This window comes from Streptomyces sp. NPDC090083, assembly GCF_044747445.1.
Taxonomy (GTDB): domain Bacteria; phylum Actinomycetota; class Actinomycetes; order Streptomycetales; family Streptomycetaceae; genus Streptomyces.
Window position 1 is genome coordinate 1 of sequence record NZ_JBIVED010000006.1, and the last position, 22827, is coordinate 22827.

Annotated in this window: 15 protein-coding genes and 1 rRNA gene; 4 read left to right on the forward strand and 12 right to left on the reverse strand. The window is 72.9% G+C overall.

Annotated elements, in window-relative coordinates:
- A 16S ribosomal RNA gene (locus ACIPTO_RS21935) occupies nucleotides 1-70 on the reverse strand; the annotation flags it as partial.
- Nucleotides 71-752: 682 nt separating this feature from the next.
- The gene (locus tag ACIPTO_RS21940) at nucleotides 753-1304 is read right to left on the reverse strand and encodes a MarR family transcriptional regulator (protein ID WP_366319138.1); all 552 of its coding nucleotides are present in this window, start codon (nucleotides 1302-1304) and stop codon (nucleotides 753-755) included.
- A 118-nt stretch (nucleotides 1305-1422) separates the two neighbouring features.
- Here ACIPTO_RS21940 and ACIPTO_RS21945 point away from each other — a divergent pair, with 118 nt between their 5' ends.
- Entirely contained in the window at nucleotides 1423-2721 is a 1299-nt protein-coding gene (locus ACIPTO_RS21945) for an MFS transporter (protein ID WP_366319136.1), read from the forward strand.
- A 1-nt stretch (nucleotide 2722) separates the two neighbouring features.
- Here ACIPTO_RS21945 and ACIPTO_RS21950 read toward each other — a convergent pair whose 3' ends face one another.
- Together ACIPTO_RS21950 and ACIPTO_RS21955 are read right to left on the reverse strand one after the other, a co-directional pair.
- The gene (locus ACIPTO_RS21950; RefSeq protein ID WP_401194759.1) at nucleotides 2723-4381 is read right to left on the reverse strand and encodes a SpoIIE family protein phosphatase; all 1659 of its coding nucleotides are present in this window, start codon (nucleotides 4379-4381) and stop codon (nucleotides 2723-2725) included.
- A 132-nt stretch (nucleotides 4382-4513) separates the two neighbouring features.
- Nucleotides 4514-5881: an NAD(P)/FAD-dependent oxidoreductase gene (locus ACIPTO_RS21955; protein WP_401194762.1), complete on the reverse strand. Its 1368-nt coding sequence runs from the start codon at nucleotides 5879-5881 to the stop codon at nucleotides 4514-4516.
- 377 nt (nucleotides 5882-6258) lie between these two features.
- Between ACIPTO_RS21955 and ACIPTO_RS21960 the strand changes: the two genes are divergently transcribed.
- Together ACIPTO_RS21960 and ACIPTO_RS21965 are read left to right on the forward strand one after the other, a co-directional pair.
- Nucleotides 6259-7038, forward strand: coding sequence for a helix-turn-helix domain-containing protein (locus ACIPTO_RS21960; RefSeq protein ID WP_366319131.1), 780 nt, complete (start codon nucleotides 6259-6261; stop codon nucleotides 7036-7038).
- A 331-nt stretch (nucleotides 7039-7369) separates the two neighbouring features.
- Nucleotides 7370-9352: a sigma-70 family RNA polymerase sigma factor gene (locus tag ACIPTO_RS21965; protein WP_401194766.1), complete on the forward strand. Its 1983-nt coding sequence runs from the start codon at nucleotides 7370-7372 to the stop codon at nucleotides 9350-9352.
- On the opposite strand, the gene ACIPTO_RS21970 is transcribed toward ACIPTO_RS21965, so the two are convergent.
- Nucleotides 9339-12620 carry a BTAD domain-containing putative transcriptional regulator gene (locus tag ACIPTO_RS21970; protein WP_401194768.1) on the reverse strand — a complete coding sequence of 1094 codons (3282 nt, stop codon included), beginning with the start codon at nucleotides 12618-12620 and terminating at the stop codon, nucleotides 9339-9341. The two genes, ACIPTO_RS21965 and ACIPTO_RS21970, sit on opposite strands and share 14 nt — an antisense overlap.
- 220 nt (nucleotides 12621-12840) lie before the next feature.
- Here ACIPTO_RS21970 and ACIPTO_RS21975 point away from each other — a divergent pair, with 220 nt between their 5' ends.
- Entirely contained in the window at nucleotides 12841-15852 is a 3012-nt protein-coding gene (locus tag ACIPTO_RS21975; RefSeq protein WP_366319125.1) for a BTAD domain-containing putative transcriptional regulator, read from the forward strand.
- A gap of 75 nt (nucleotides 15853-15927) precedes the next feature.
- Here the strand turns inward: ACIPTO_RS21975 and ACIPTO_RS21980 are convergent, their stop codons facing one another.
- From ACIPTO_RS21980 to ACIPTO_RS22010, 7 genes are all read right to left on the reverse strand, one after another.
- Nucleotides 15928-16080: a hypothetical protein gene (locus ACIPTO_RS21980; RefSeq protein ID WP_366319124.1), complete on the reverse strand. Its 153-nt coding sequence runs from the start codon at nucleotides 16078-16080 to the stop codon at nucleotides 15928-15930.
- Nucleotides 16053-17036, reverse strand: coding sequence for an acetyl-CoA carboxylase biotin carboxylase subunit family protein (locus ACIPTO_RS21985; RefSeq protein WP_401194772.1), 984 nt, complete (start codon nucleotides 17034-17036; stop codon nucleotides 16053-16055). The genes ACIPTO_RS21980 and ACIPTO_RS21985 overlap by 28 nt, the downstream gene beginning before the upstream one ends.
- Before the next feature lie 62 nt (nucleotides 17037-17098).
- Nucleotides 17099-17314: a 4-oxalocrotonate tautomerase family protein gene (locus tag ACIPTO_RS21990; protein WP_366319120.1), complete on the reverse strand. Its 216-nt coding sequence runs from the start codon at nucleotides 17312-17314 to the stop codon at nucleotides 17099-17101.
- Between the two features lies 1 nt (nucleotide 17315).
- Nucleotides 17316-18284, reverse strand: coding sequence for a cysteine synthase A (cysK, locus tag ACIPTO_RS21995; protein ID WP_401194775.1), 969 nt, complete (start codon nucleotides 18282-18284; stop codon nucleotides 17316-17318).
- Between the two features lie 27 nt (nucleotides 18285-18311).
- Nucleotides 18312-19577: a hypothetical protein gene (locus ACIPTO_RS22000; protein WP_401194777.1), complete on the reverse strand. Its 1266-nt coding sequence runs from the start codon at nucleotides 19575-19577 to the stop codon at nucleotides 18312-18314.
- Complete coding sequence (locus ACIPTO_RS22005) at nucleotides 19578-20318, reverse strand: hypothetical protein (protein ID WP_366319114.1); 741 nt, start codon at nucleotides 20316-20318, stop codon at nucleotides 19578-19580. It abuts the gene before it with no gap.
- Complete coding sequence (locus ACIPTO_RS22010) at nucleotides 20315-22810, reverse strand: ATP-grasp domain-containing protein (protein WP_401194779.1); 2496 nt, start codon at nucleotides 22808-22810, stop codon at nucleotides 20315-20317. Before ACIPTO_RS22010 ends, ACIPTO_RS22005 begins: the two co-directional genes overlap by 4 nt.
- Nucleotides 22811-22827: the final 17 nt, after the last annotated feature.

Consider the following 22827-nt stretch of genomic DNA (forward strand, 5'->3'; position numbering starts at 1 on the left):
ATCGTTCGACTTGCATGTGTTAAGCACGCCGCCAGCGTTCGTCCTGAGCCAGGATCAAACTCTCCGTGAATGTGTACCCGTAATCGGGTGATACATCACGAGAGCGGAACAGCCAGGCGGAATAAGCCCGACCGTTCACAGCGTCCTCGCTGTATTTTTTCAAAGGAACCTCGCCCCAACCATCACGAGTGACAGCCGGAGACGGGGTATCAACATATCTGGCGTTGATTTTTGGCACGCTGTTGAGTTCTCAAGGAACGGACGCTTCCTTTGTACTCACCCTCTCGGGCTTTCCTCCGGGCTTTTCCCTTCGGTCTTGCGTTTCCGACTCTATCAGACCGTTTCCGGTTCCGATTTCCTCGGTGCTTTCCAGGTTTCCGCTTCCGCGTTTCCCTTTCCGGCGGTTCCGACTCTATCAGATCCTTTCGGGCCTGACTCCCAGTCAGAGGGGGCTGCCTTCCCGGCCGTTGGGCCGTTCCGACGTCTCAAACCTTAGCCGATTCCCCCGGCCGAGTTCCAATCGAGCCCCAGAGGCTTGATCGAACACGGTCGAGCCCAAATCGAATTGAATTCGGGCACGCTGAAATCAATCCCGTTGGGAGATCGTGCGGATGGTTTGGGTTGCCGCTGTCGCGGCGGAGGTGCTGCCGGAGAACCGTTACGGCTCGGCGGCAACCCGAAGAACTCTACGGATCGGGACGGGGTGTGTCAACCATCCCTGTCAAGATCTTTTACGCCGAACGTGTCGGCGGTCAGTCCAGGTCGGTCAGACGCCCGCCGGCGTCCGGCTGGGCGTGCTCCACCCTGCGCAGCAGGCGGGTGAGGACCTCGCCGAGGGCGGTGCGCTCGTCCTGGGAGAGGTCCTGGAGGAGGTCCTCCTCGAAGACCGTCGCCATGCGCATCGCCTCCAGCCACTTGCCGCGGCCCTCGGGTGTCAGCTCGACGATGACGCGAACGCGGTTGGACTCGTCCCGCTCCCTGGTGACCAGACCCTCGGCGACCATGCGGTCGATCCGGTGGGTCATCGCGGCCGGGGTCAGACCGAGGCGCTTGGCGAGGTCGCTCGGGCCCAGACGGTAGGGGGCGCCGGCCAGGACGAGGGCCTTGAGGACCTCCCACTCGGCGTTGCTCATGCCGAGGTTCGCGGTCTGGCGGCCGTAGGCGACGTTCATGCGGCGGTTCAGGCGGCCGAGGGCCGAGACGATCTTCTCGACCTGGGGGTCGAGGTCCTGGAACTCGCGCTGGTAGGCCGCGATCTGCTCGTCGAGCGTCGGTTCGCCGAGGGTGCCGGGGGTGTCGCCCATGGGCGCCAGTATGGCACGGGCCTGCTTGGCGTTGAAGTCCTTCTAGGTGTACTGTTTAGCTTCTAACTTTAGCTTCGAAGTCTTCGGCACTAAGTAGTACCGAGACTGACCAACTCTCATGATTGAGGTGAACGTGACCAGGGCGATGGGCGCAGCGATGCGCCGGATCCACGTGGGAAACGCACTCAGCGCGTTCGGGCTCGGCTTCACGGTCCCCTACCTGTACGTCTATGTGGCGCAGGTGAGGGGTCTGGGAGCCATGACGGCGGGTCTCGTACTCGCCGTCTTCGCCGTGGCCGCGCTGATCGTGCTGCCGTTCGCCGGGCGGGCCATCGTCCGGCGTGGCCCGCGGCCGGTTCTCATCGTCGCCCTGGTTCTGGCCGCCGTCGGGTCGATGAGCCTGGGGCTGGCGGGCGGTGCGACGGCGGTGCTGGTGTCGGCGGCGGCGCTCGGGGCCGGGCAGGCCGTGATGCAGCCGGCGCTCGCCACGATGATCGTCGACTGCTCCACGGCGGAGACGCGCTCGCGGGCCTTCGCGATGCAGTTCTTCCTGCAGAATCTCGGGCTCGGCGTCGGCGGGCTCATCGGCGGTCATCTGGTCGACACGACCAGCGCGTCCTCGTTCACGCTGCTCTTCGGCATCGAGTCGGCGATGTTCCTGGTGCTGGCCGGGGTGATCGCGACCGTGCGGATGCCGCACTCGCCCGTGATCGGTGACGCTCCCTCGCAGTCGGCCAAGGGCGCCTGGAAGCAGCTTCTCGGCAACCGGGCCATGGTGCAGCTGAGCGTGCTCGGCTTCGTGCTGTTCTTCGCCTGCTACGGCCAGTTCGAGTCCGGGCTGAGTGCCTACGGCGTCGAGGCCGCCGGTATCTCCACGTCCGCGCTCGGTACGGCGCTGGCCGCGAACACCGCGATGATCGTCGTCGCGCAGTTCGCGGTGCTGAAGTTCGTCGAGCGGCGCCGGCGCTCGCGCGTGATCGCGGCCGTGGGGCTGATCTGGGCGCTGGCGTGGGTGACGGCCGGGTTCGCCGGGCTCGGGCACGGGAGTCAGGAGATGGCCACGGCAGCCTTCGTGTCGACGTACGCGCTGTTCGGGCTCGGTGAGGCGATGCTGTCGCCGACCGTCGCTCCGCTGGTGGCCGATCTGGCGCCGGAGGGGATGGCCGGGCAGTACAACTCGGCCTTCGCCCTGGTGAAGCAGCTCGCGCTGGCCGTGGGGCCCGCGGTGGGCGGGCCGCTCGGGGCCGCGCTGCCGGGGCCGTACGTCGTGACGTTCTTCCTGTTCTCGCTGGGGATCAGTGTGCTCGCGGTGCGGCTGGGGCGGCGGTTGAGCGTCGTGCAGGATCAGCCGTGGCGGGCGAAGGGGAGCCTGGTGGTGGCGCGCGGGAGCGTCGAGCCCGTGGGTGTGGAGGCGTAGGTCAGGCCGGGGCCGTTGGGGGGAGGACGAACTCGCACCAGACGGCCTTGCCGCCGCCCGGTGTGCGGCGGGAGCCCCAGTTCGAGGCGATGGTCGCCACGATGGCGATGCCTCTGCCGGACTCGTCGGCCGGTTCCGCTCTGCGGCGGCGCGGGAGGTGGTCGTCGCCGTCCGTCACTTCGACGATGAGGCGGCGGTCCGTGCGGCGCAGCCTCAGGCGCATGGGCGGGGTGCCGTGCTGGAGGCTGTTGGCGACCAGTTCGCTGGCCGCCAGGACGCCGAGGTCGTGGAGTTCGGTGGGGAAGCGCCAGCTGGTGAGGACCCCGGAGGCGAAGGCACGCGCGCGTGGGGCCGCTTCCACTCCGCCGAGCAGTTCCAGGGCCGCGTTGCGGAAGAGGTCGCCCGAGGGGCCGGTGCGGGCCGGGTGCTGGAGGACCAGGACGGCCACGTCGTCGTCGTGGTCGGCGGTGACGCCGAGCGAGCGGACCAGGCGGTCGCAGACCACCTGGGGGGTGCCGGTCGCGCCGGCCAGTGCGCGCTCCAGGGAGGCGATTCCCTCGTCCAGGTCCTCGTCCCTGCGTTCCACCAGGCCGTCCGTGTAGAGGACCGCCGTGGAGCCGGGGCTGAGCGGGATCGAGCCCGAGGCGTGGATCCAGCCGCCGGTGCCGAGCGGGGGGCCGGTGGGTTCGTCGGCGCGCTGGACCGTGCCCGTCTCGTCGCGGACGAGGATCGGGAGGTGGCCCGCGGAGGCGTACACCAGGCGGCCCTCGTTCGGGTCGAAGATGGCGTACACGCAGGTGGCGATCTGGTTGGCGTCGATCTCCGTGGCGAGGCCGTCAAGCAGCTGGAGGATCTCGTGCGGGGGCAGGTCGAGGCGGGCGTACGCGCGCACGGCGGTGCGGAGTTGGCCCATGACCGCCGCCGCCCGGACGCCGCGGCCCATGACGTCGCCGATGACCAGGGCGGTGCGGCCGCCGCCGAGGGTGATCACGTCGTACCAGTCGCCGCCGACCGCGGCCTCGGTGCCGCCGGGCTGGTAAGTGGCGGCGATGCGCAGGTCGTCGGGCTCCTCCAGCTCCTGGGGGAGCAGGGAGCGCTGGAGGGCCACGGCGGTCTCGCGCTGGCGGCGTTCGCTGGCGCGCAGGCGCTCGGCGGCCTCGGCGTGGTCGGTGACGTCGGTGGCGAAGATCAGGACGCCGCCCTCGGCGCTGTCGGCGCTCTCGGCGACCGGTGTGCACGTGAACGTGTACGAGCGGCCGCCGGGCGCCTTGCGGGACTTGAGGGTGCGGGGCTTGCCGCTGCGCAGGACCTGGTCGAGGAGCGGGAGCAGGCCCAGTTCGTCCAGTTCGGGAAGGGCCTCGCGGGCCGGGGCGCCGAGGGGGCGGGTGCCGAAGGCCGCCGCGTAGGCGTCGTTGACGTACGCGATGCGCTGGTCGGGGCCGTGCACCAGGGCGACGAGGGCCGGGGCGCGGTCGAGGACCTCGCGGACGGGCAGGTCGTCGACGGCGGGGACCGGGGGCGGCTCGTCGGTGAGCTGCTCGGCGCGGGCCGCGGGCACGGAGCCTTCTCCCCGCCGGTCCGGGGTGACCGCGTGATCGGTCCGGGCTGCGGCGCGGCGCTGCGTTCCGGGGAGTCGGGCGCTCCAGCGCGTGAAGTTCACAGTGGGGAAAGCCTCTTGGGTGAGAAGGGCGAGCGTGGGCGCGCCCGAAGTCGTGGACCAGTCTGGCAGTGTGACCGAACCGGGCCGACATTCGTCAGACGCCGGGGTGGCCGGTGGAGTTCCTCGGTCCGGTCAGTTCGACCCCTTCGGGTCGTGCGGAGGCTTTCCACCGGCCGCGAGTTCGAACTCGGCTCGGGGGTGTTCGAGTGATCCGAGGGAGACGATCTCCCGTTTGAAGAGCCCCGCCAGGGTCCATTCGGCGAGCACACGGGCCTTGCGGTTGAAGGTGGGGACCCTGCTCAGGTGGTAGACGCGGTGCATGAACCAGGCAGGGTAGCCCTTCAGCTTCCGCCCGTAGACCTGCGCGACGCCTTTGTGCAGTCCCAGGGAGGCGACCGAGCCGACGTACTTGTGGGAGTACGTCTCCAGGGGCTCGGCACGCAGGGAGTGCGCGATGTTGTCGCCGAGGACTTTGGCCTGGCGTACGGCGTGTTGGGCGTTGGGGGCGGTCTCGGTGCCGGGTTCGGCGGCGGTGACGTCCGGGACGGCGGCCGCGTCTCCCGCTGCCCACGCGTGCGTGGCGCCGTCGACCGTCAGCTCCGGGGTGCAGCTGAGGCGGCCGCGGCTGTTGAGCGGGAGGTCGGTGGCGGCGAGGACCGGGTGGGGTTTGACGCCGGCCGTCCACACGAGGGTGCGGGTCGGGAACCGCTGGCCGTCGCTGAGGACGGCGACGCGGTCGGCGCAGGACTCCAGGCGGGTCTCCAGGAGGACCTGGATGTTGCGGCGGCGCAGCTGGGTGACCGTGTAGGTGCCCATCTCCTCGCCGACCTCGGGGAGGATGCGGTGCGAGGCCTCCACGAGGATCCACTTCAGGTCGTCGGCGTCGATGTTGTGGTAGTAGCGCACGGCGTAGCGGGCCATGTCCTCCAGTTCGCCGAGGGCCTCGACGCCGGCGTAACCGCCTCCCACGAAGACGAAGGTGAGGGCCGCGTCGCGGATCGCGGGGTCGCGGGTGGAGGAGGCGATGTCCATCTGCTCGATGACGTGGTTGCGCAGGCCGATGGCTTCCTCGACGGTCTTGAAGCCGATGCCGTGCTCGGCGAGACCCGGGATCGGGAGGGTGCGCGAGATGGAGCCGGGGGCCAGGACGAGTTCGTCGTAGGCCAGTTCCTCGGTGCCGGTGCCCTCCTCCTCGGTGGCGAGGGTGGTGAGGGTCGCGGTGCGTTTGCCGTGGTCGATGGCGGTGGCTTCGCCGATGACGATCCGGCAGCGGTCGAGGACGCGGCGCAGCGGGACGACGACGTGGCGGGGGGAGATCGAACCGGCGGCGGCCTCGGGGAGAAACGGCTGATACGTCATGTAAGGGTCGGGGCTGACCACGGTGATCTCGACCTGCCCGCGCTTGATTTCACGTTTCAACTTCTTCTGAAGGCGCAGGGCCGTGTACATCCCGACGTAGCCGCCACCGACAACGAGAATGCGCGCGCGTTCCTTCACCATCCCATGACGCACCCGGCGCTTGAGTTTGTCCACAGCCTCGACAAATTGTGTGACCGGCGGCGAAGGGTGCACGGGGGTGCCGAAAGTGCCGTCCGTCGGGGCAGGTTCGCAGGTCAGTGGGGGTGATCAGGGTGGTGCCCCGGGGTGCATTCGGGACCTATGCGACCCGTACTCCGATCGGGGGGCGCTCCGTGCGGAACCTGCCCCTTCTGAATTGACCCCCTCTCAACTATGTTCGTGTGTCGACGGGGTGAAGGGGGATGTGCTCAGCGGGTCCGCGAAGAGCGAGGCTCGCGAACCGGGCTTGTCTCACGATGCTCCGGCTGCCGATGGCGGGGAGTCTCCGGGGGGAGACGTCATTAACCGGGGGAACGTGTATGCATATTCAGGATTCTCATTGGACATCCGCGTCAGCCATCGCATCCGGCGGCGGCGCGGTCGGAGCGGCGGGGAACGGACGCGGGGACACCTCGCGGACGACCCCGTTGCGGGTGGACGCACAGCGCAATCTGGAGCACGTGCTGCGCGCGGCACGTGAGGTCTTCGGCGAGCTGGGGTACGGCGCGCCGATGGAGGACGTGGCGCGGCGCGCGCGGGTCGGTGTCGGGACCGTGTACCGGCGGTTCCCGAGCAAGGACGTCCTGGTGCGCCGGATAGCCGAGGAGGAGACCTCCCGGCTGACCGACCAGGCGCGGTCGGCGCTGGGCCAGGAGGACGAGCCGTGGTCGGCGCTGTCGCGCTTCCTGCGGACGTCGGTGGCCTCGGGCGCCGGGCGGCTGCTGCCGCCGCAGGTGCTGCGGGTGGGCGTCGCCGACGAGGGTGAGGGTGAGGGCGCGGCCCTTCTCGACGAGGCGCGGGTTCCGCAGCAGCGGACGCAGCCGGGCACGGGTGAGCTGCGGCTGGTCGCCGGGGAGTCGGCGGGGTCGCTGGGTTCCGCCGAGTACGACGCCGGGGCGACCGCGCTGCTGGAGGTCGTGGGGCAGCTGGTCGACCGGGCCCGGGCCGCGGGGCAGTTGCGGGCGGACGTGTCCGTGTCGGACGTGCTGCTGGTGATCGCCACGGCGGCGCCCTCGTTGCCGGACGCGGCGCAGCAGGCGGCGGCGTCCGCGCGGCTGCTGGACATCTTGCTGGAGGGGTTGCGGTCTCGGCCTCTCTGAGAGCGGCGGGCGTCGGCCGGGCGGGCGGAGTCCGGGGCTGACGACGGGTTCGCCCGGTGACTCGAATAGGTGACTGTGCGGCGGGGGTGCCTTGGTGCCCCCGCTTCATCACGCCGCCCGGAGCGTTCCGGGCAATTCGGTCGGTGGGGTCAACTCGCCTTGTCAGTAAGGCGGTTGAGCCTTCCCCGGACGGGTGAACGCTAGTACTGCGTTGCGGGAAGTCCCCACGGATGAGTGGAAGGTCCGCGGGACGGGGTCCTGAACAAAAGCCAATATGGCACGCTGACCCGGTGTTCGGGACTGGCTGGGCAGGCGGCGGGGGCTTTGCGCGATGAGCGTTGACGGGCGTGACGAGTCACTGGGTGACGGTGACGCGGAGGCCGGTGGGCTGACGTCACCACAGGTGCCGAGCCAGGGCGGCCCGAGCGGTTCCGTTCCGCACAGCGGGCCGAGCGGGGTCCTCCCGCACGCCGGCGACCCGGACGAGGGCAGCGTCCCGCCGCAGCGCGAGGGCCGTGTGCCGCCTCTGTCGCAGCGCGAGGGCAGTGTCCTGCCGCCGCCTCCGCCGCCGAGGGAGATGCCGGCCGCCGACGCCTCGCTGATCGAGCGGATGCGCGCCGGTGAGGACACGGCGTACGAGGAGCTGTACCGGCGCCATGCGGACGCCGTGCGCCGGTACGCCCGGACCTGCTGCCGGGACGCGCACACCGCCGACGACCTGACCGCCGAGGTCTTCGCCCGGATGCTCCAGGCGGTGCGCGGCGGTTCCGGGCCCGAGCACGCCGTACGCGCCTATCTGCTGACCTCCGTGCGGCGCGTCGCCGCGAACTGGACCAAGTCGGCGAAGCGGGAGCAACTCGTCGACGACTTCGCGGTGTTCGCCGCGCAGTCCACCCGGGTGTCCCAGGTCTCCGACGACGACACGCTCGACCTGGGTGCCGATGTGCGGGCCATGCACGAGGCCGAGCAGTCGATGGCGATGCGGGCCTTCCGGTCGCTGCCGGAGCGGTGGCAGGCCGTGCTGTGGCACACCGAGGTCGAGGACGAGTCGCCGAGCGAGGTCGCCACGCTCTTCGGGCTCGACGCCAACGGCACGCGCGTACTGGCCAGCCGGGCCCGCGAGGGACTCAAGCAGGCCTATCTCCAGGCCCATGTCAGCACCACCCTCACCGACGACGAGGCGTGCGCGCGCTACGCCGACCAGCTCGGCACCTACGCCCGCCGCCGGCTGCGCACGCGCGCCGAGCGGGGGCTGCGCAAGCACCTGGAGGAGTGCGCGAAGTGCCGGCTGGCCGCGCTGCAGATCGAGGAGGTCGCCAGCGGTATCCCGGCGGTCGTCCCGGTCGCGGTCATCGGCTGGTTCGGCGCCGCCGGGTACGCGAAGGCCGCCGCGCTCATCGCGGGCGGCGCGAGCGCGGGCGCGGCCGGTGCCGCGGGCGCCGCGGCGGCCGCGGGCGGGAGTTCGTCCGGCGGTGCGGGAGCCGGGGGCGCGGCGGCCTCCGAGGGGCTCGGTGCCCCGGTGAAGGCGGGTATCGCGGCCGGTGTGGTGGCCACGGCGGCAGCGGCGGCCATCGCCCTCGCGCTGGCGGGCAGCACCCACACCCCGGCGCAGAAGCCCGAGGCGAAGCCGGCGCCCTCGTCCTCCCCGGTCGCCAGGCCCGAGTCGACGCCCCCGTCGCCCCCGGCGCCCCCGAAGAAGCAACCCGCCCCGGAACCGGCGGTGCTGAAGCCCGCCCCGAAGACGGTCCCCGCCCCGACGCCGACCCCGAAACCCACTCCCCGGCCGACCCCGACGCCGACCCCGACGCCCACCCCGGAGCCGACCCCCAGGCCCACTCCGACGCCCACCCCGACCCCGACCCCGACGCCCCCACCCGCGCCGACGATCTTCCAGGTCAGCCAGCTCTCCTACGACCTCGCCGGCGACGGCACCACCCCGGAGATCCGGCTCGGCGGCAGCAGCTGGGTGTGGCAGCGCCACGGCGTCTCGATCGGCGGCACGCGCTACGCCCACGGCGTGACCGTGCACGGCCGCTCCTCGGTCACGATCGACCTCAACCGCCCGTGCGTCTCCTACGACGCGACGGTCGGCGTCGACGACATGACGCTGGGGATCGGCCGGGTCTCGTTCTCGGTGTACGCCGACGGGGTCCGGCTGTGGCGGTCCGCGGAGATCTCCGGCGGCGACCGGGCGGTGCCGGTCCATGTGGGCCTCTCCGGGCGCAGGACCGTGCGGCTCGTGGTCGAACCGCACAGCTCCTTCGACACGCTGGCGCTGGCGGACTGGGCGGAGTCCAGGTTCAGCTGTCAGTAGGGCGCGGGGGCAGTTCCGCCAGGATCTCGTCCATCGTGAGGGTCTCGCCGCGGGCCCGCTCGGCGGCGTAGCGCTCGGCGCCCAGCGCGGCGCGGGCGACCGTCTCGGCGCGGTCGGCGCGGGCGCGTTCCGGCATGGGGCGCGGGTGCGGGCCGCGTCGGCGGTCACCGGCGGCCAACAGGCGGGCGGCGCGCGGAAGTTCGCCGAGGTCGGCGGAGAGCAGGGCCGTCTGGTCGACCAGCATGGCGATCACGGCGTCGGCGCAGTGCTGTTCGGCGGCCTCGCGCAGGGTCTCGGTCATCATCGTCAGCCCGTGCCCGGGGCCCGACTCGGCGGCCGCGATCAGCGCGGAGACGGCGTTCAGGCCGGCCTTGAACTGCGGTGGGGGCGTGCCCTGCCCGCTCTCCGCCGAGGCGCGGTCGCTCAGTTCCCGGGCGCGGGTGATCTCCCCGTCCTCCAGGGCGATGTGGGCGCGCAGCATCAGGACGAACGCGCGGGCGTCCGGTACGCCGTGCCGGTCGGCCTCCGCGGTGGCCTCGTCCAGGCCGGCGAGGGCGCGGTCGCGGTCGCCCGCGCGGAAGGCGAGTTCGGAGAGGCGGGCGATGAGGAAGGGGGTCTCGGTGTAGGCGCCGACCTCGTAGGCCAGTTCGAGCGCTTCCTCGTAGGCCGTCTTCGCCTCGTCGAAGTGGCCGCGGACCATGGCGGCCTCGCCGGCCGCGCTGGAGAGCTGGGCGCGGACCCAGCGGTCGCCGACGCGCCGGCACAGGACCTGGAGGGTCTCCAGGTCGTCGTCGATGCCCGCCATGCCGCCGGGTGAGTCGACGAGGAGGTGGGTGCGGAACATCAGCAGGACCGCGTTCTCCCAGTCGCCGCCGTGGATGCGGACGTTGGCGACGGCGGCCTCCATGGCGGGGCGGATGTCCATGGACTCGGTGAGGAAGTAGGCGGTGAGCGGCCAGATGAGTCCGGGCATCCGGGCCGCGTGCGGGCCGCCCGCCGCGTAGTGGCCCTGGATCAGCCTCATGTACCGCCACATGCGCTGGTCCAGCAGGCCGTCCGCCGTGCGGCCCAGGAGTTCGGACTCGGCCCGGAGGAAGAGGTTCAGCAGCCGGAGGTCCATCCGCTGGGCGTGCAGGGGGTGGCGGGCGTCCGCCTCCGGGTCGGCGACGTAGGACTCGATGTAGGCGTCGGCATGGTTCTCGTGCGGGTCCCGGCCGGGGTGCTCCGGTGTGGTGAGGGCGAGGACGCGGAGGATCCAGTCGGCGCCCTCGGGGCGGTAGTTGCGCAGCCACCAGAACCAGCCGACGGCCAGCACGAGGGCGCCCGCCTCCGCCTCGTCGCGGTCGGCGAGGGAGCGCGCGAGAGCCGCCCGGATGTTGTCGAGCTCGGTCTCCAGGCGGGCGATCCACGGGAGTTGGTCGCCGGAGCGGAGGAGCGGTTCGGCGGTCTCGACGAGGGCGCGCACCCATCCGCGGTGCCTGTGCTCGGCCGCGGCGCGCAGGTCAGGGGTCTCGGCGGCGCGTTCCATGGCGTACTCGTGGATGGTCTCCAGCATGCGGTAGCGCATGCCGCCGTCGGCCTCGCCCGGGGTGGCGACGATCAGGGACTTGTCGACGAGGGAACCCAGGAGGTGGGCCGCGGGGCCGGTGCACACGGTCTCCGCCGCCGCGAGGTTCCAGCCGCCGGCGAACACGGACAGCTCGCGCAGGGCGGTGCGCTCCGGTTCGTCGAGCAGGTCCCAGGACCAGTCGACGACGGCCCGCAGGGTCTGCTGGCGGGGCAGGACCGTGCGGCTGCCGGAGGTGAGGAGGCGGAAGCGGTCGTCGAGGCGGTCGGCGATCTGGCGCGGGGTGAGCAACCGGAGCCGGGCGGCGGCCAGTTCGATGGCGAGCGGCAGGCCGTCGAGGCGGCGGCAGATCTCGGCGACGGCGTCCGTGTCCCGGAGCACGGCCCGCGCGTCCGGGCGGACGGCGGCGGCGCGCTCCGCGAAGAGGCGGTGGGCCTGGTCGGGGACGAGGGGCTCGGTCGGCCGCACGGACTCGCCGGGGACGCCCAGGGGTTCGCGGCTGGTGGCGAGGATCGTCAGCCGCGGGCAGCGGGTCAGGAGGGTCTCGGCGAGGTCGGCCACCGCGCCGATGACGTGTTCGCAGTTGTCGAGGATCAGGAGCCGGGCGCGCGGGGCGCAGTGCTCCACGAGCAGGGCGACCGGGTCGTCCTGCGCGGTGATCAGCTCGCTGGTCCGCAGGGCGGTCTCGCGCAGACCGAGGGCGCTGACCACGGCGCCCGGCACCGCCTCCGGACGGTCGAGCCGGGCCAGCTCGACGAGCCAGGCCTGCGGGAGCCCGGCGGCGGCCTCCTCGGCGAGACGGGTCTTCCCGGAGCCGCCCGGTCCGGTGAGGGTGACGAGGCGGGCCCCGCGCAGTTCGGAGCGGATGGCGGCGATCTCGGGTTCCCGGCCCACGAAGGAGGTGAGGCGGGGGCGCAGGTTGCCGTCGCGTTCGGCCCGTCCCGGCGCTGTGGGCGTCGTCGCGGGTGTCGTCGTCGGGGGCGCGGTCGAGACGAGCAACTCGGCGTGCAGCGAGCGGAGTTCGGGCCCCGGGTCGGTGCCGAGCCCCTCGGCCAGCGCACGCCGGACCGTCTCGTAGGCGGCGAGCGCGTCGGCCCCGCGCCCCGCGTCGCGCAGGGCGCGGACGAGGAGGGCGTGCAGGGATTCGTCGTAGGGATGCGCGGCGGTGAGTTCCTTCAGTTCCGGCAGGGCGTCGGCGGCCCGGCCGAGCAGCAGGTCGGCCGCGATCCGGGCGCGGGTCGCCTCCTCGCGCAGGGCGTCCGGGCGGGCGGCGGCGGAGCGGTCCGGGAGGTCGGCGAGGGCGGGGCCGCGCCACAGGGCGAGCCCCTCGCCGAGGTCGCGGGCGGCGGCGGGCGCGTCGCCCCGGTCGAGGGCGGCCGTGCCCTGGCGTACGAGGTGTTCGAAGACGTAGAGGTCGACGTCGTCCCGGGTGGCCGTGAGGCGGTAGCCGCCGGGGTCGGAGGCGATGGCGTCCTTGCCGAGGGTGCGGCGGAGGCGGCCGACGAGGGCCTGGAGGGCGGCCGGGGCGTCCTGCGGGGGCTCCTGTGCCCACACCTCGTCGATCAGGGTGGCGGGTGGCACGACCCGGCCCGGGTGCAGGGCGAGGGCGGCGAGCAGGGCGCGCAGCCGGGCGCCGCCGAGGGGCAGGGCGGCGCCCCGGCTGTCCTCGGCCCGGGTACTGCCCAGGATTCTGTACCGCACCTGACCATTGTCGCCGGGTGCGCGGGCCGGGGTCACGGCGTTTCCCGGCGGGGCGGCGGATGGGGTGGTTTGCGGTGTGCTGCCCATCACCTCCTGGATCGGTGCAACGACTGTGTGTGAACAGTTAATGTCCGTATACAGCCAAAGCCTTCACCTGGGCCTAGGCTGCGCAGCGGAGCCCCCACCTGGGCTTCGGCACGCTTTGGGGGCAGGGGACGCGTTGACCGCAGCAGCACCGCAGGCGGTGCATTTCAACATCCTGGGCGCGCTGGAGATATGGGCCGACCAGCAGCGGCTGCGGCTCGGCGGGCCGATCCAGGAACGGGTCCTGGTGACCCTGCTGCTGGAGCCCGGACGTGTCGTGCCGGTGACACGTCTCATCGAGGCCGCGTGGAACGAGGGACCGCCCGCGACGGCCGTCCACCAGATCCGCAAGGCCGTCGCCGATCTGCGCCGCCGCATACCGGGCGGGGCCGGACTGCTGGTCACCGACGGGCCCGGCTACCGCGCGGCCGTCGCCGACGAGCAGCTCGACCTCAGCCGGTTCACCCGGCTCACCGGCGAGGCCCGCGAGCAGTTCGCCGCCGGGGCCGCCGCGCAGGCCGCCGACCTGCTGCGCCGGGCGCTCGCGCTGTGGCGCGGCCCGGTCCTGGCGGGCTCCGGCGGCACCACCCTCGCCGCCGCCGCGACCGCCCTCGACGAGCGCAGGCTGGCCGCCGCCGAGCAGCTCTTCCAGCTCCGCCTCGACCAGGGCGAGAGCCGCGAACTCGTCGTGGATCTACGCGAGTTGATTGTCGAGCATCCGCTGCGCGAGACGCTGCGCGGCCAGCTGATGCTCGCCCTGTACCGCTCGGGCCGCGCGGCCGAGGCCCTGGAGGAGTACGGCCGGGTCCGCGACCTGCTCGTCGCCGAGCTGGGCATCGACCCCGGCCCCCGGCTGACCAAGCTGTACGAGGCGATCCTGCGCGACAGCGACGAGCTGACCGGCCCCGAGCCGCAGCAGCCCGCCGCCGTCCCGCAGACCCCCGTCACCGCGCCGTCGCTCTCGCTGTCCACGCTGCCCTACGACCTCTCGGACTTCACCGGTCGCGAGGAGGAGCTGCGCACCCTGCTGCGGCACGCCGCCGAGCCCTGTGACGGGACGCGGATCGTGGCCGTGGACGGCATGGGCGGCAGCGGCAAGACCTCCCTCGCGGTGCGCGCCGCCCACCAGCTCGCCGAGCAGTACCCGGACGGGCGGCTCTGCTTCGATCTGCGGGGCTACTCCCCCGGCGAGGAACCCCTGCAGCCGGCCGCCGTGCTCGGCGCCCTGCTGCGCACCCTCGGCGTCCCCGACCAGCGCATCCCCGAGGACGAGGGCGGCCGGGCGGCCCTGTGGCGGGCCACCCTCGCGGGCCGCAGGGTGCTGCTCCTGCTCGACAACGCGGGCGACTCCACGCAGGTACGGCCACTGCTGCCGGCCTCCCCCGGCTGCCTGGTCCTGGTCACCAGCCGGGCCCGGCTGATGGACCTGGACGGCGCCGAGTGGATCTCGCTCGGGGTGATGCCGCCGGAGGAGAGCCTGACCCTGCTCGCGGAGACGCTCGGCGAGCGGCGGGCGGCGGCGGAGCCGGAGGCGGTGGCCGAACTCGCCGAGCTGTGCGGCCACCTGCCGCTGGCCCTGCGCATCGCGAGCGCCCGGCTGCGCAACCGCCAGCGCTGGACCGTGCAGTACCTGGTGGACCGGCTGTGCGACGAGACGCGGCGGCTGGGCGAGCTGAGCTCCGGCGAGCGCAGTGTCGCGGCGACGATCCAGCTGTCGTACCAGGCGATGGAGGAGGAGCACCGCAGGGCCTTCCGGCTGCTGGGGCTGCATCCGGGGACCGAGGTCGACGTGCACTCGGGCGCCGCGCTGCTGGGCACGGACCGGCGGACGGCGGAGGACATCCTGGAGCGGCTGCTCGACGTCCACCTGGTGCAGCAGCACACGCTCGGGCAGTACGCGCTGCACGATCTGGTGCGCAGCTTCGCGCAGAGCCTGCGCACCGACGGCGCCCGGGCCGCCGACCACGCGGCGCTGGAGCGGGTCCTCGACTACTACGTGGCCGCCTCCGAGCAGGCGTGCGCGGTGCTGTTCCCGCGCCGGGCCCGGCACGCCACCCCGACCCCCGCCGACGTGGCGGAACTGCCGCCGCTGCACGAGGTGGAGCTGGCGCGCGGCTGGTTCGACCAGGAGCACTCGGCGCTGCTGTCGGCGGTGACGGTCGCCCATGAGCAGGGGCTCGACGTGCGGACCGGGCAGCTCGCCCGCAACGCCATGTTCTATCTGAACCTGCGCGGGTCGTTCGACGAGTACGAGAACGTGGCCCTCCTCGCGGTGGCCTCCGCCCGGCGGCTCGGCGACCCCTCCGCGCTGCGCGCCGGACTGTCCAACCTGACGTCCTCGCACTGGAAGCTGGGCAGGTTCCGTGACGGCCTGGCCTCGGCCCAGGAGGCCCTGGAGATCGCGCGGGCGGCCGGTGACGTCCACGGACAGGCCGTCAGCCTGGACCAGTTGGGGCTGCTGCACAGCTGCCTCGGTCATCTCAAGGAGGGCCGGGACAACCTCGTCCGCAGCATCGAGCTGCACGAGAACGCGATGCGCAAGGAGATGGCCCTGTGCAATCTCAGTACCGTCTCCGCGTGGCTCGGCCGGTACACGGAGGCTGCCGTCGCCGCCGAGCAGGCGGTCGAGCTGCGCCGGGCGCTCGGTGAGCAGGTCAGCAGGCTCCCGGCCCTGAACGACCTGGCGATCGCCCTCCTCGGCCTCGGCGAGCCCGAGCAGGCCCGGACCTGCCTGGCGCAGGCGATGTCCGTCGGGGACGAGTCCTCGTTCCCCGAGGACCTGGCGCTCACCCTCGCCCTCGCGGCCGACGCCGAGCAGCGCCTGGGCCGCCAGCGCACCGCGTCGGCGTACGCGGAGCAGGCCCTCGACCTGGTGCGGGAGCGCGGTACGGCGCTGCGCTGCTGCGACGTCGAGAACATCGTCGGCCGTATGCACCGCCAGCGCGGCGCCCACGCCCAGGCGCTGGAGCTGCACCGCAGCGCCGCGCGCCGGGCCGGTGCGATCGAGTACCGGGTGGAGCTGGCCCGCGCCCACGACGGCATGGCCCACGCGGCCGCCGCCCTCGGCGACGGCGCCTCGGCCCGTCTGCACCGCACCCGCGCGGACGACCTGTTCGCGTCGATGGACATGCCGGAGGGCATCGGCTGACCACGCCGTCGCCCACGACGGTGCCCCGCATCCCGTGCGTCGGGGTGCGGGGCACGGTCGTGCCGTGGGCGGCCGTCAGCCGGCGATGAAGTCCGGCCCCCCGTTGTTCATCGCGCCCGCGACCACCGTGTCGGGTCCCCCGTTGTTCGCCGGAACCACCGCGGCCCCCCAGCCCAGTGCCAGGACCGCCGCCACGATCCCTATGAGCCCGACCGTCTTCCTGCGCATCGTTCTTCCCCCCTGTGGTGGTGATGTCGTTCGACGTCCCTCATGCTGTCGTCGAGCGATCCCGAAGCGATACCACTCGGATACCGTCGGTCATCCTGCCGTCCGGCCAGGGCCCTGAACAGCAGCATTTCGGGGTCGGCGTCGGTGCCCGCGCGCGCCGGTTCGGGTCCGCGTCCGGCGAAGGACGCCTCGGCGGCGACCACCCGGGCGCCGTCCGCGGTGAGCACGAGACGGGTGTACGCCGGTCCGGCGCGGTAGTCCGCCAGGTCGAGCAACGCGCGTGCCGCCGCCCGGAGTTCGGCCCGGACGGGGGCGCCGAGCGGGGCCGGGTACAGCTCGGTGACGGGGCTGTGGGGGTGGTGGTGGGCGGTGATGGCGAGGACGTGGTGGGCGCCGTCGACGGTCAGGGTGTGCACGCCGAACGCGGGTCCCGCGAGGTACTCCTCCAGCAGGTAGGGGCCGGGTGATCCGTCCGCGGCGCGCCGGGCCGTCCAGGCGGCGAGATCGCCGGGGCAGCTGATCCGGGTGACGTGGTGCGTGCCCGCCGCGTCGGTCCGCTTGACGACCAGCGGGAGTCCCAACGTCCGCACGAGCGCCGGTACTTCGGCGACGGACCGGGCCACTCGGGCGCGGACGGGTGAGTGGCCGTTCTCGTTGAGGAGGCGGCGCATCGCGGTGTGGTCGCTGATCCGGCGCACCGACTGCGGGCTGGCCGAGGCCTCTTCCGCGGGGTCGGAGGCGGCCAGGGCGGCAAGGCGGCGGCGCCGGTCGTCCAGGTGCAGGACCTGGGCGATGCCGTGCCGGCGCGCGGTCCTGCCCAGCAGGGCGGCGAGCGCGCCCGGGTCGCCGGTGTCGGTCAACTGCACGCCCTGGGAGAGCCGTTCGGTCTCGGCGAGGCAGTGCGGTGCGCACAGCGCCGGGTCCTGCACCGACCAGACCCGGAACCCGGCCGCCACGGCCCTGACCACAGAGGTGTGACAGGGCCGGACGAGGAGCAGCCGCCGGTCGGCTCCGCACCTCATGTGCCGGCCGGTGACCGGTCCAGTCCGACGAGTTCGTCGGCGAGGGTGCCGCCGCTGCCCCAGTGGTCGTGCGGCACGTCCCGGACGAGGACGGTCACGGCCTCCTTGGGACAGTTCGCGATACGGGAGGCGGTGGCGGTCAGTTCGGCCACGAGTTCGGCGCGCGCGGCACGGTCGTTGCCCTGCCACCAGTCGACGGTGATCACCGGCATGTCAATGCTCCTTGCTGGAGGGGATGTTGGGAGGGGTGGTGTCCGTGCCGTCCTGCCACAGGCTGAGGTAGCGCTCGCCGGTGTCGGGCAGCACGGTGACGACGGTCCGGCCCGCGTACTCGGGCTTGGCGACGAGCCGGGCGCAAGCGTGCACGGCGGCGCCGGACGAGACGCCGACGAACACGCCCTGGCCGCGGGCGAGTTCGCGGGCCGTGTGCAGGGCGTCGGCGTCGGTCACGGTGACGACCTCGTCGATGAGGGAGACATCGGTGGTGGCCGCGACGAACCCGCCGTTGAGGCCGGGGATACGGTGCTGCCCGGCCGCACCGCGCGACAGCACCGGGGAGTTCTCCGGCTCGACGGCGACGACATGGACGGCCGGGTTCTGTTCCTTGAGGTACCGGGCGATACCCGTCAGGGTGCCGCCGGTGCCGACCCCGCACACCAGGACGTCGACCCCGCCCGCGGTGTCCGCCCAGATCTCGGGGCCGGTCGTCTCGTAGTGGGCGCGGATGTTGTCCTCGTTCTCGTGCTGGCGGGTGAACCAGGAGCCGGGCGTGGCCGCGTGGATCTCCTCGGCCCGGGCGATGGCGTCCTGGTAGCCCGCCTCGCGCGGGGTGCGGACCACCTCGGCGCCGAGCGCGCCCAGCAGGGCGACGCGTTCGGCGGTGGCGCTGTCGGGCAGCACGATCACACACCGGTGGCCGCGTGCGGCGGCGAGGGCGGCCAGCGCGATCCCCGTGTTGCCGGAGGTGGCCTCCACGACCGTTCCGCCGGCCCGGAGTTCGCCGCGTTCCTCGGCGGCCCGCAGCATGAACAGGGCGGCCCGGTCCTTGATGCTGGACAGCGGGTTGACGGACTCCAGTTTGGCCAGCACCCGTACGTCGTCGGCTGCTTCGTCCATCCGCAGCCGGACCAGGGGAGTGGAGCCGACCAGGTCGGCGATGCTGTCGGCGATGGGCTGGGGCACGGTGTCCTCACGTGGGTCGGGAGCGGATCAGACGTCTTCGAGCACGAGCTGCTCCAGGAACCAGGTCTCGACCTGCCGCAACCGCGCCTCCACGGTCGCCCGGTCGGGGCCCGAGACCAGCACCGTGCACAGGAAGTCGGAGGAGGTCCGGGCCGCCGCCAGGGTCTGTCCCGGCCGCACGAACACCCGGAACCGCTCGACCCACGGGAACTCCTGCGGTACGGCGTCCGGTACGGCTGCCACCCGGCCCGGTCGCTTCATCAGCACCAGCTGACCGGTCATGGTGCGTGGCAACGGCCGTTCACCGGAAGGGAGTTGCCGCACGGCCACCGGCAGGCCCAGTTCGGCGCGCAGCCAGCTCTCGGTGGGGTCCGCGCCGAACAGCAGCGTCACGATGTCGCGGATCGCGGCACCGCCCGTGCGGCAGGCGATCTCGCAGAGCACCAGTTCGTCGTCGGGCGTGTGGAAGACCTCGGCGTGGAAGGCGAAGTTCTCCGGCCCCGGCAGCGCCGTGAGCAGCCGCTCGGTGAACGCGAGCAGCCGGTGCGCCAGTGGGTCGTCCACGTCGAGGGTGAGGTCGATCCGGGGCCCGGTGTCGGTGGCGTAGGTGGCCAGCGCGTACTGGTACTGCGAGGGCCAGGCCAGCGCGAGCCGGCCGTCGAGCACCAGGCCGTCGACGTGGCAGAGCGGGCCGGGGACGTACTCCTCGGCGATGAGGTTCGGCAGGTCGGGGCCGTAGAGGTCGAAGTCCTCGGCGAGGTAGGTGTCCAGCTCCTGGCGGCTGTGCAGGATGTGGAGGCCGACCGAGCCCGCGCTGTCCCGCGGCTTGAGGACCACGGGGAAGCCGTGCTCGTCGGCGAACGCCAGGATGTCGGTCGCCGTCTCCATCTCCCGGTACGCGGCCACCCGCACCCCGGCCGCCGCCGCCAGCTCCTTCATCAGGGCCTTGTCCCTGAACGGCAGCACGGTCCCGGTCCGTTGACCGGGCAGGCCGAGTATCTCCCGCAGTACGGCGGCCCGTTCGAGGTCCCGTTCGTGCGGGGCGACGACATGGGTGACGCCGTACTCCCGTGCGAGGTCGAGGGCGCGCTCCTCCAGCTTCCCGCTCGTGTCGTAGCCGTCGACCGACTCGGTGTAGGCGTATCCGGCGCCGGACAGCGGGAGTTGCTCGCCCACCCGGTCCAGGTTCTCGCGCGAGGCGAGCAGCAGGACGTCTCCGTGGTGGTCGGCGAACCAGGTGTCGTAGGGGACCGCGTGCAGCGAGCCGACCTGGTGCAGGACGAGAACACTCATTCAGACCGCCTCCGCGCCTTCCAGTCGCCGTGCCTGCGCGCACACCAGGTGGCGGGCCTCGGCGGTGTCTCCCGTGTACCGGACGGTGTCGACGCGCCAGGCGCCGAGCGCGTCCTGTACGGCCTCGACCTCGAACGGATGGCCCGGCACGGCCGGCAGCGCCGCGAGGGCCGCGTCGGTGGCGGGGTTGCCGGGGCCGTGGTGCCGGGGTCCGCTCGTCGCGGGTTCGACGGTGAGCCCCGCGGTGGCGGCCGTGTCGCCCTCGGCGAGACCGCCCCGGGCGAAGGCACGCAGCGCGCCCTCGTCCGCGAGCCCGGCGACGACCGCCCGCTCGGCACCGCGCCGCCGCCGCACCACCAGGGGATATCCCCAGGCGTGGGCGGCCCGGTACAGGTCGGGGACGGTGGCGGCGGGCGCCCGCCGTACGACGGGCACACCGGCCGCGCCGAGCAGGTCGGCCGCCCGGATCGCGTCGGCGCCGACGACGGCCTCGTCCCGGGTCTGCCCGGCGAGACCCAGCCGGTCGCGGAGCGCTCCGGCGCGGATCTGGTCGTCGGGGTGCAGGGCGACCAGGGCGGTCACGTGGGTGTTCGACGCGAGGCTCAGGACGGCGAGTTCGGCGGTGGCGGAGGCCGAGTCGGCGGCGGTGGTGGAGGAGTCCACCACGATCGCGTCCTCGCCGAGCCATGTCCCGTACGGCAGATCCCCCAGGGACCGCCGGTGCAGTACGACGACCGTCATGCCCGGTCCTCCCCTTCCATGCGGACCGTGAGCCCGGTCGCGACCAGTTCCTCGCACAGCAGGACCGCCTTGTCGGTGTCCGGGGCGGTGACGGCGATCAGGCCGAGCCGGTCCCAGTTGTCGCGGGCGGCGCGCAGGACGGTCCCCTCGCGGGCCGCGATGTCGACGGCGAGGACGTCCGGGTGGGCGCGGAGTTCCTCTGCGCCGGTGATCTCGGCGACCGTGCCGGGGCGTCCGAGCAGTCCGCGTACGCAGCCGGCGGCGCGCGCCTCGGGGCGGGCGGGCAGCGGTTCGACCAGGCCGAAGGGCCAGGCGAGGGCGTACCGCACGAGGTCGATGCCGTAGGCCGCCTCGACGAGGGTCTGGATGCGCCCGCCGCCGTTGCGGTTGTGGCCCTCGATGACGAGGGGTCCGCGCGGCGAGAGCCTCACCTCGGTGTGCGCGGGGCCGTCCTTGAGGCCGACCGCGTCGAGGAAGGCCGCCACGGCCGCCTCGACGCGCTGTTCGTCCCCGGCGCTCAGCCGGGCCGGCATGGCGTGGCCCAGTTCCGCGAAGTGGGTCTCGTCGACGAGCTTCTCGGTGATCGCGACGACCACGTGCCGGCCGCCGAAGCTGAAGGACTCGATGCTGAACTCGGGTCCCGGGATGTACTCCTCCATGAGGTAGCCGCCGACCTGGTAGAGCGTGGTGCCCCGGTCGACGCCGTCGGCGCGCAGCGTCTCGATGTGCCGCCACACCTCGTCGACGTCCTCGGGCCCCGACACCTTGAAGATGCCGAACCCGGCGGTCAGGTCGGTGGGCTTCACGACGAACGGGTAGCCGTGCGCGGGCCCGAACGCGGCGAGGCTGTCGCGGTCGGTCAGCGGTCCGGCGCCGATCGCGAACTCCGGTGCCACCTGGGCGAGATGGCGGCGCATCGCGAGCTTGTCGCGGAGCAGCCGCGCCGTCTCGTGGCCGGTGCCGCCGAGTTCGAACAGGTCGTTGATCCGGCCCGCGATCTCCAGGCCCGGTTCGGTCAGGGAGAGCGCGGCGGCGAAGTCCCACACCTGGTGGGCGGCCCTGGCCAGCGGTTCCACCACGGACCAGTCCGTGAAGTCGGCGACGAACGTGACGTCCGCGAGCCGCGCCTGCTCCGGGTCGAACTTGTCCTTGTGCTGGATCAGGATCACGTTCAGGCCGAGCGACCTGGCGATCCGCAGCGGCTCGGTGAGATGCCCGAGCAGCAGCAGGGTGCGCTCGGGAACCATCGGTCGCGTGGTCCCCGGCCGTACGGTGTTCAGGCGGGCCGAGGCGTACGTCACCGTCAGCAACTCCTGCGCCGCCCGCGCCCGTTGCTCGGTCTCCCGGGCGTCGGCCCCCTCGACGATCACGAACCCGTGGCGGCTTCCCGAGTGGACCGTGACGGGGAGGTCGTCGCCGGGGCCGTAGGGGAACCGCAGGTCGTGGACGTACGCCAGCTCCTCGATGGTGTCCTGGCCCCGGACGTGCTCGACGCGGCCCGGTGTCAGCTGGAAGAAGGAGATCGCGGCCGAGCGCTCGACGGGACCCGGGGTGACGGGGCGCCCGGCGAGCGCCTCGAAGATCGCGGCCTCGATGTCGAAGCCGGTGGCGATGCGGATCAGGTGCGGGATGCGGTCGCCGCCGAGCCGGGCCTGCGACTCGACGATGCGCGGGCCGTCGGCGGTCAGGATGATCTCGGTGTGGGCGGGGCCGAAGCGGTGACCGGCCGCGTCGAGCAGGGCCGTCACCAGCTCGCCCATCCCAGCCGCGGTCTCGGCGGGCAGCGGGGCCGGGAAGAGCTGGCCGGTCTCCACGAACAGGTCGCCGTCGGTGACCTGCTTGGCGGTGATGCCGACGACCTGGTGGGCCCCGGCCGCGCTGAGCGTCTCGACGCTGAACTCGGGGCCGTCGAGGAACTCCTCGACGACCACCGGACCGTCGTAGGCGAAGGTCCGCAACTCCTCCTGCCAGGTGCGGAGTTCGTCGGGGGTGCGGACCAGGCGGACGCCCGCGCTGCCCTGGAGGCGGGTGGGCTTGACGATCGCCGGGTAGCCGAAGTCGCGCAGCAGGGCGGGGACTTCGGCGGGGGTGTCGGTGGTCGCGCTGCGCATCGGGGAGAGGCCGTGGGCGGCGAGGAGCGCGCGCATCGCGGCCTTGTCGTTGAGGCGGCGGACGGCCTCGGGCGGGTTGAGGGCCAGGCCCAGGGCGTCGGCCTCCTCGGCGGCCGGCAGCATGGTGGACTCCTTGCCGAGGTGCAGGACGTGGGCGACGTCGTGGGCGCGGGCCGTCTCGCGGATCAGGGCGCGCAGGGCGGGCTCGTCGGTGAAGTCGGCGTACACCGACTCGACGGAGTGGCGGGCCACGTCACGCAGGTAGTCCGGCGTCTGGAGGCTCGGGTCCCAGATCGAGACGACCTCGAAGCCGGCGGCCACGGCCTTCTCCACCAGCTGGCGGTACGGCTGGACCATGAGGATCCGGTGGTTCTCGGTCACTGCTGGGCCCTTTCAGG

Bases quoted from the DNA above. Each gene is read 5' to 3' on its own strand.
- ACIPTO_RS21940 (WP_366319138.1), bottom strand. From the start codon at position 1,304: ATGGGCGACACCCCCGGCACCCTCGGCGAACCGACGCTCGACGAGCAG.
- ACIPTO_RS21945 (WP_366319136.1), top strand. From the start codon at position 1,423: ATGATTGAGGTGAACGTGACCAGGGCGATGGGCGCAGCGATGCGCCGG.
- ACIPTO_RS21955 (WP_401194762.1), bottom strand. From the start codon at position 5,881: ATGGTGAAGGAACGCGCGCGCATTCTCGTTGTCGGTGGCGGCTACGTC.
- ACIPTO_RS21960 (WP_366319131.1), top strand. From the start codon at position 6,259: ATGCATATTCAGGATTCTCATTGGACATCCGCGTCAGCCATCGCATCC.
- ACIPTO_RS21965 (WP_401194766.1), top strand. From the start codon at position 7,370: ATGAGCGTTGACGGGCGTGACGAGTCACTGGGTGACGGTGACGCGGAG.
- ACIPTO_RS21980 (WP_366319124.1), bottom strand. From the start codon at position 16,080: ATGCGCAGGAAGACGGTCGGGCTCATAGGGATCGTGGCGGCGGTCCTG.
- ACIPTO_RS21990 (WP_366319120.1), bottom strand. From the start codon at position 17,314: ATGCCGGTGATCACCGTCGACTGGTGGCAGGGCAACGACCGTGCCGCG.
- ACIPTO_RS22000 (WP_401194777.1), bottom strand. From the start codon at position 19,577: ATGAGTGTTCTCGTCCTGCACCAGGTCGGCTCGCTGCACGCGGTCCCC.
- ACIPTO_RS22005 (WP_366319114.1), bottom strand. From the start codon at position 20,318: ATGACGGTCGTCGTACTGCACCGGCGGTCCCTGGGGGATCTGCCGTAC.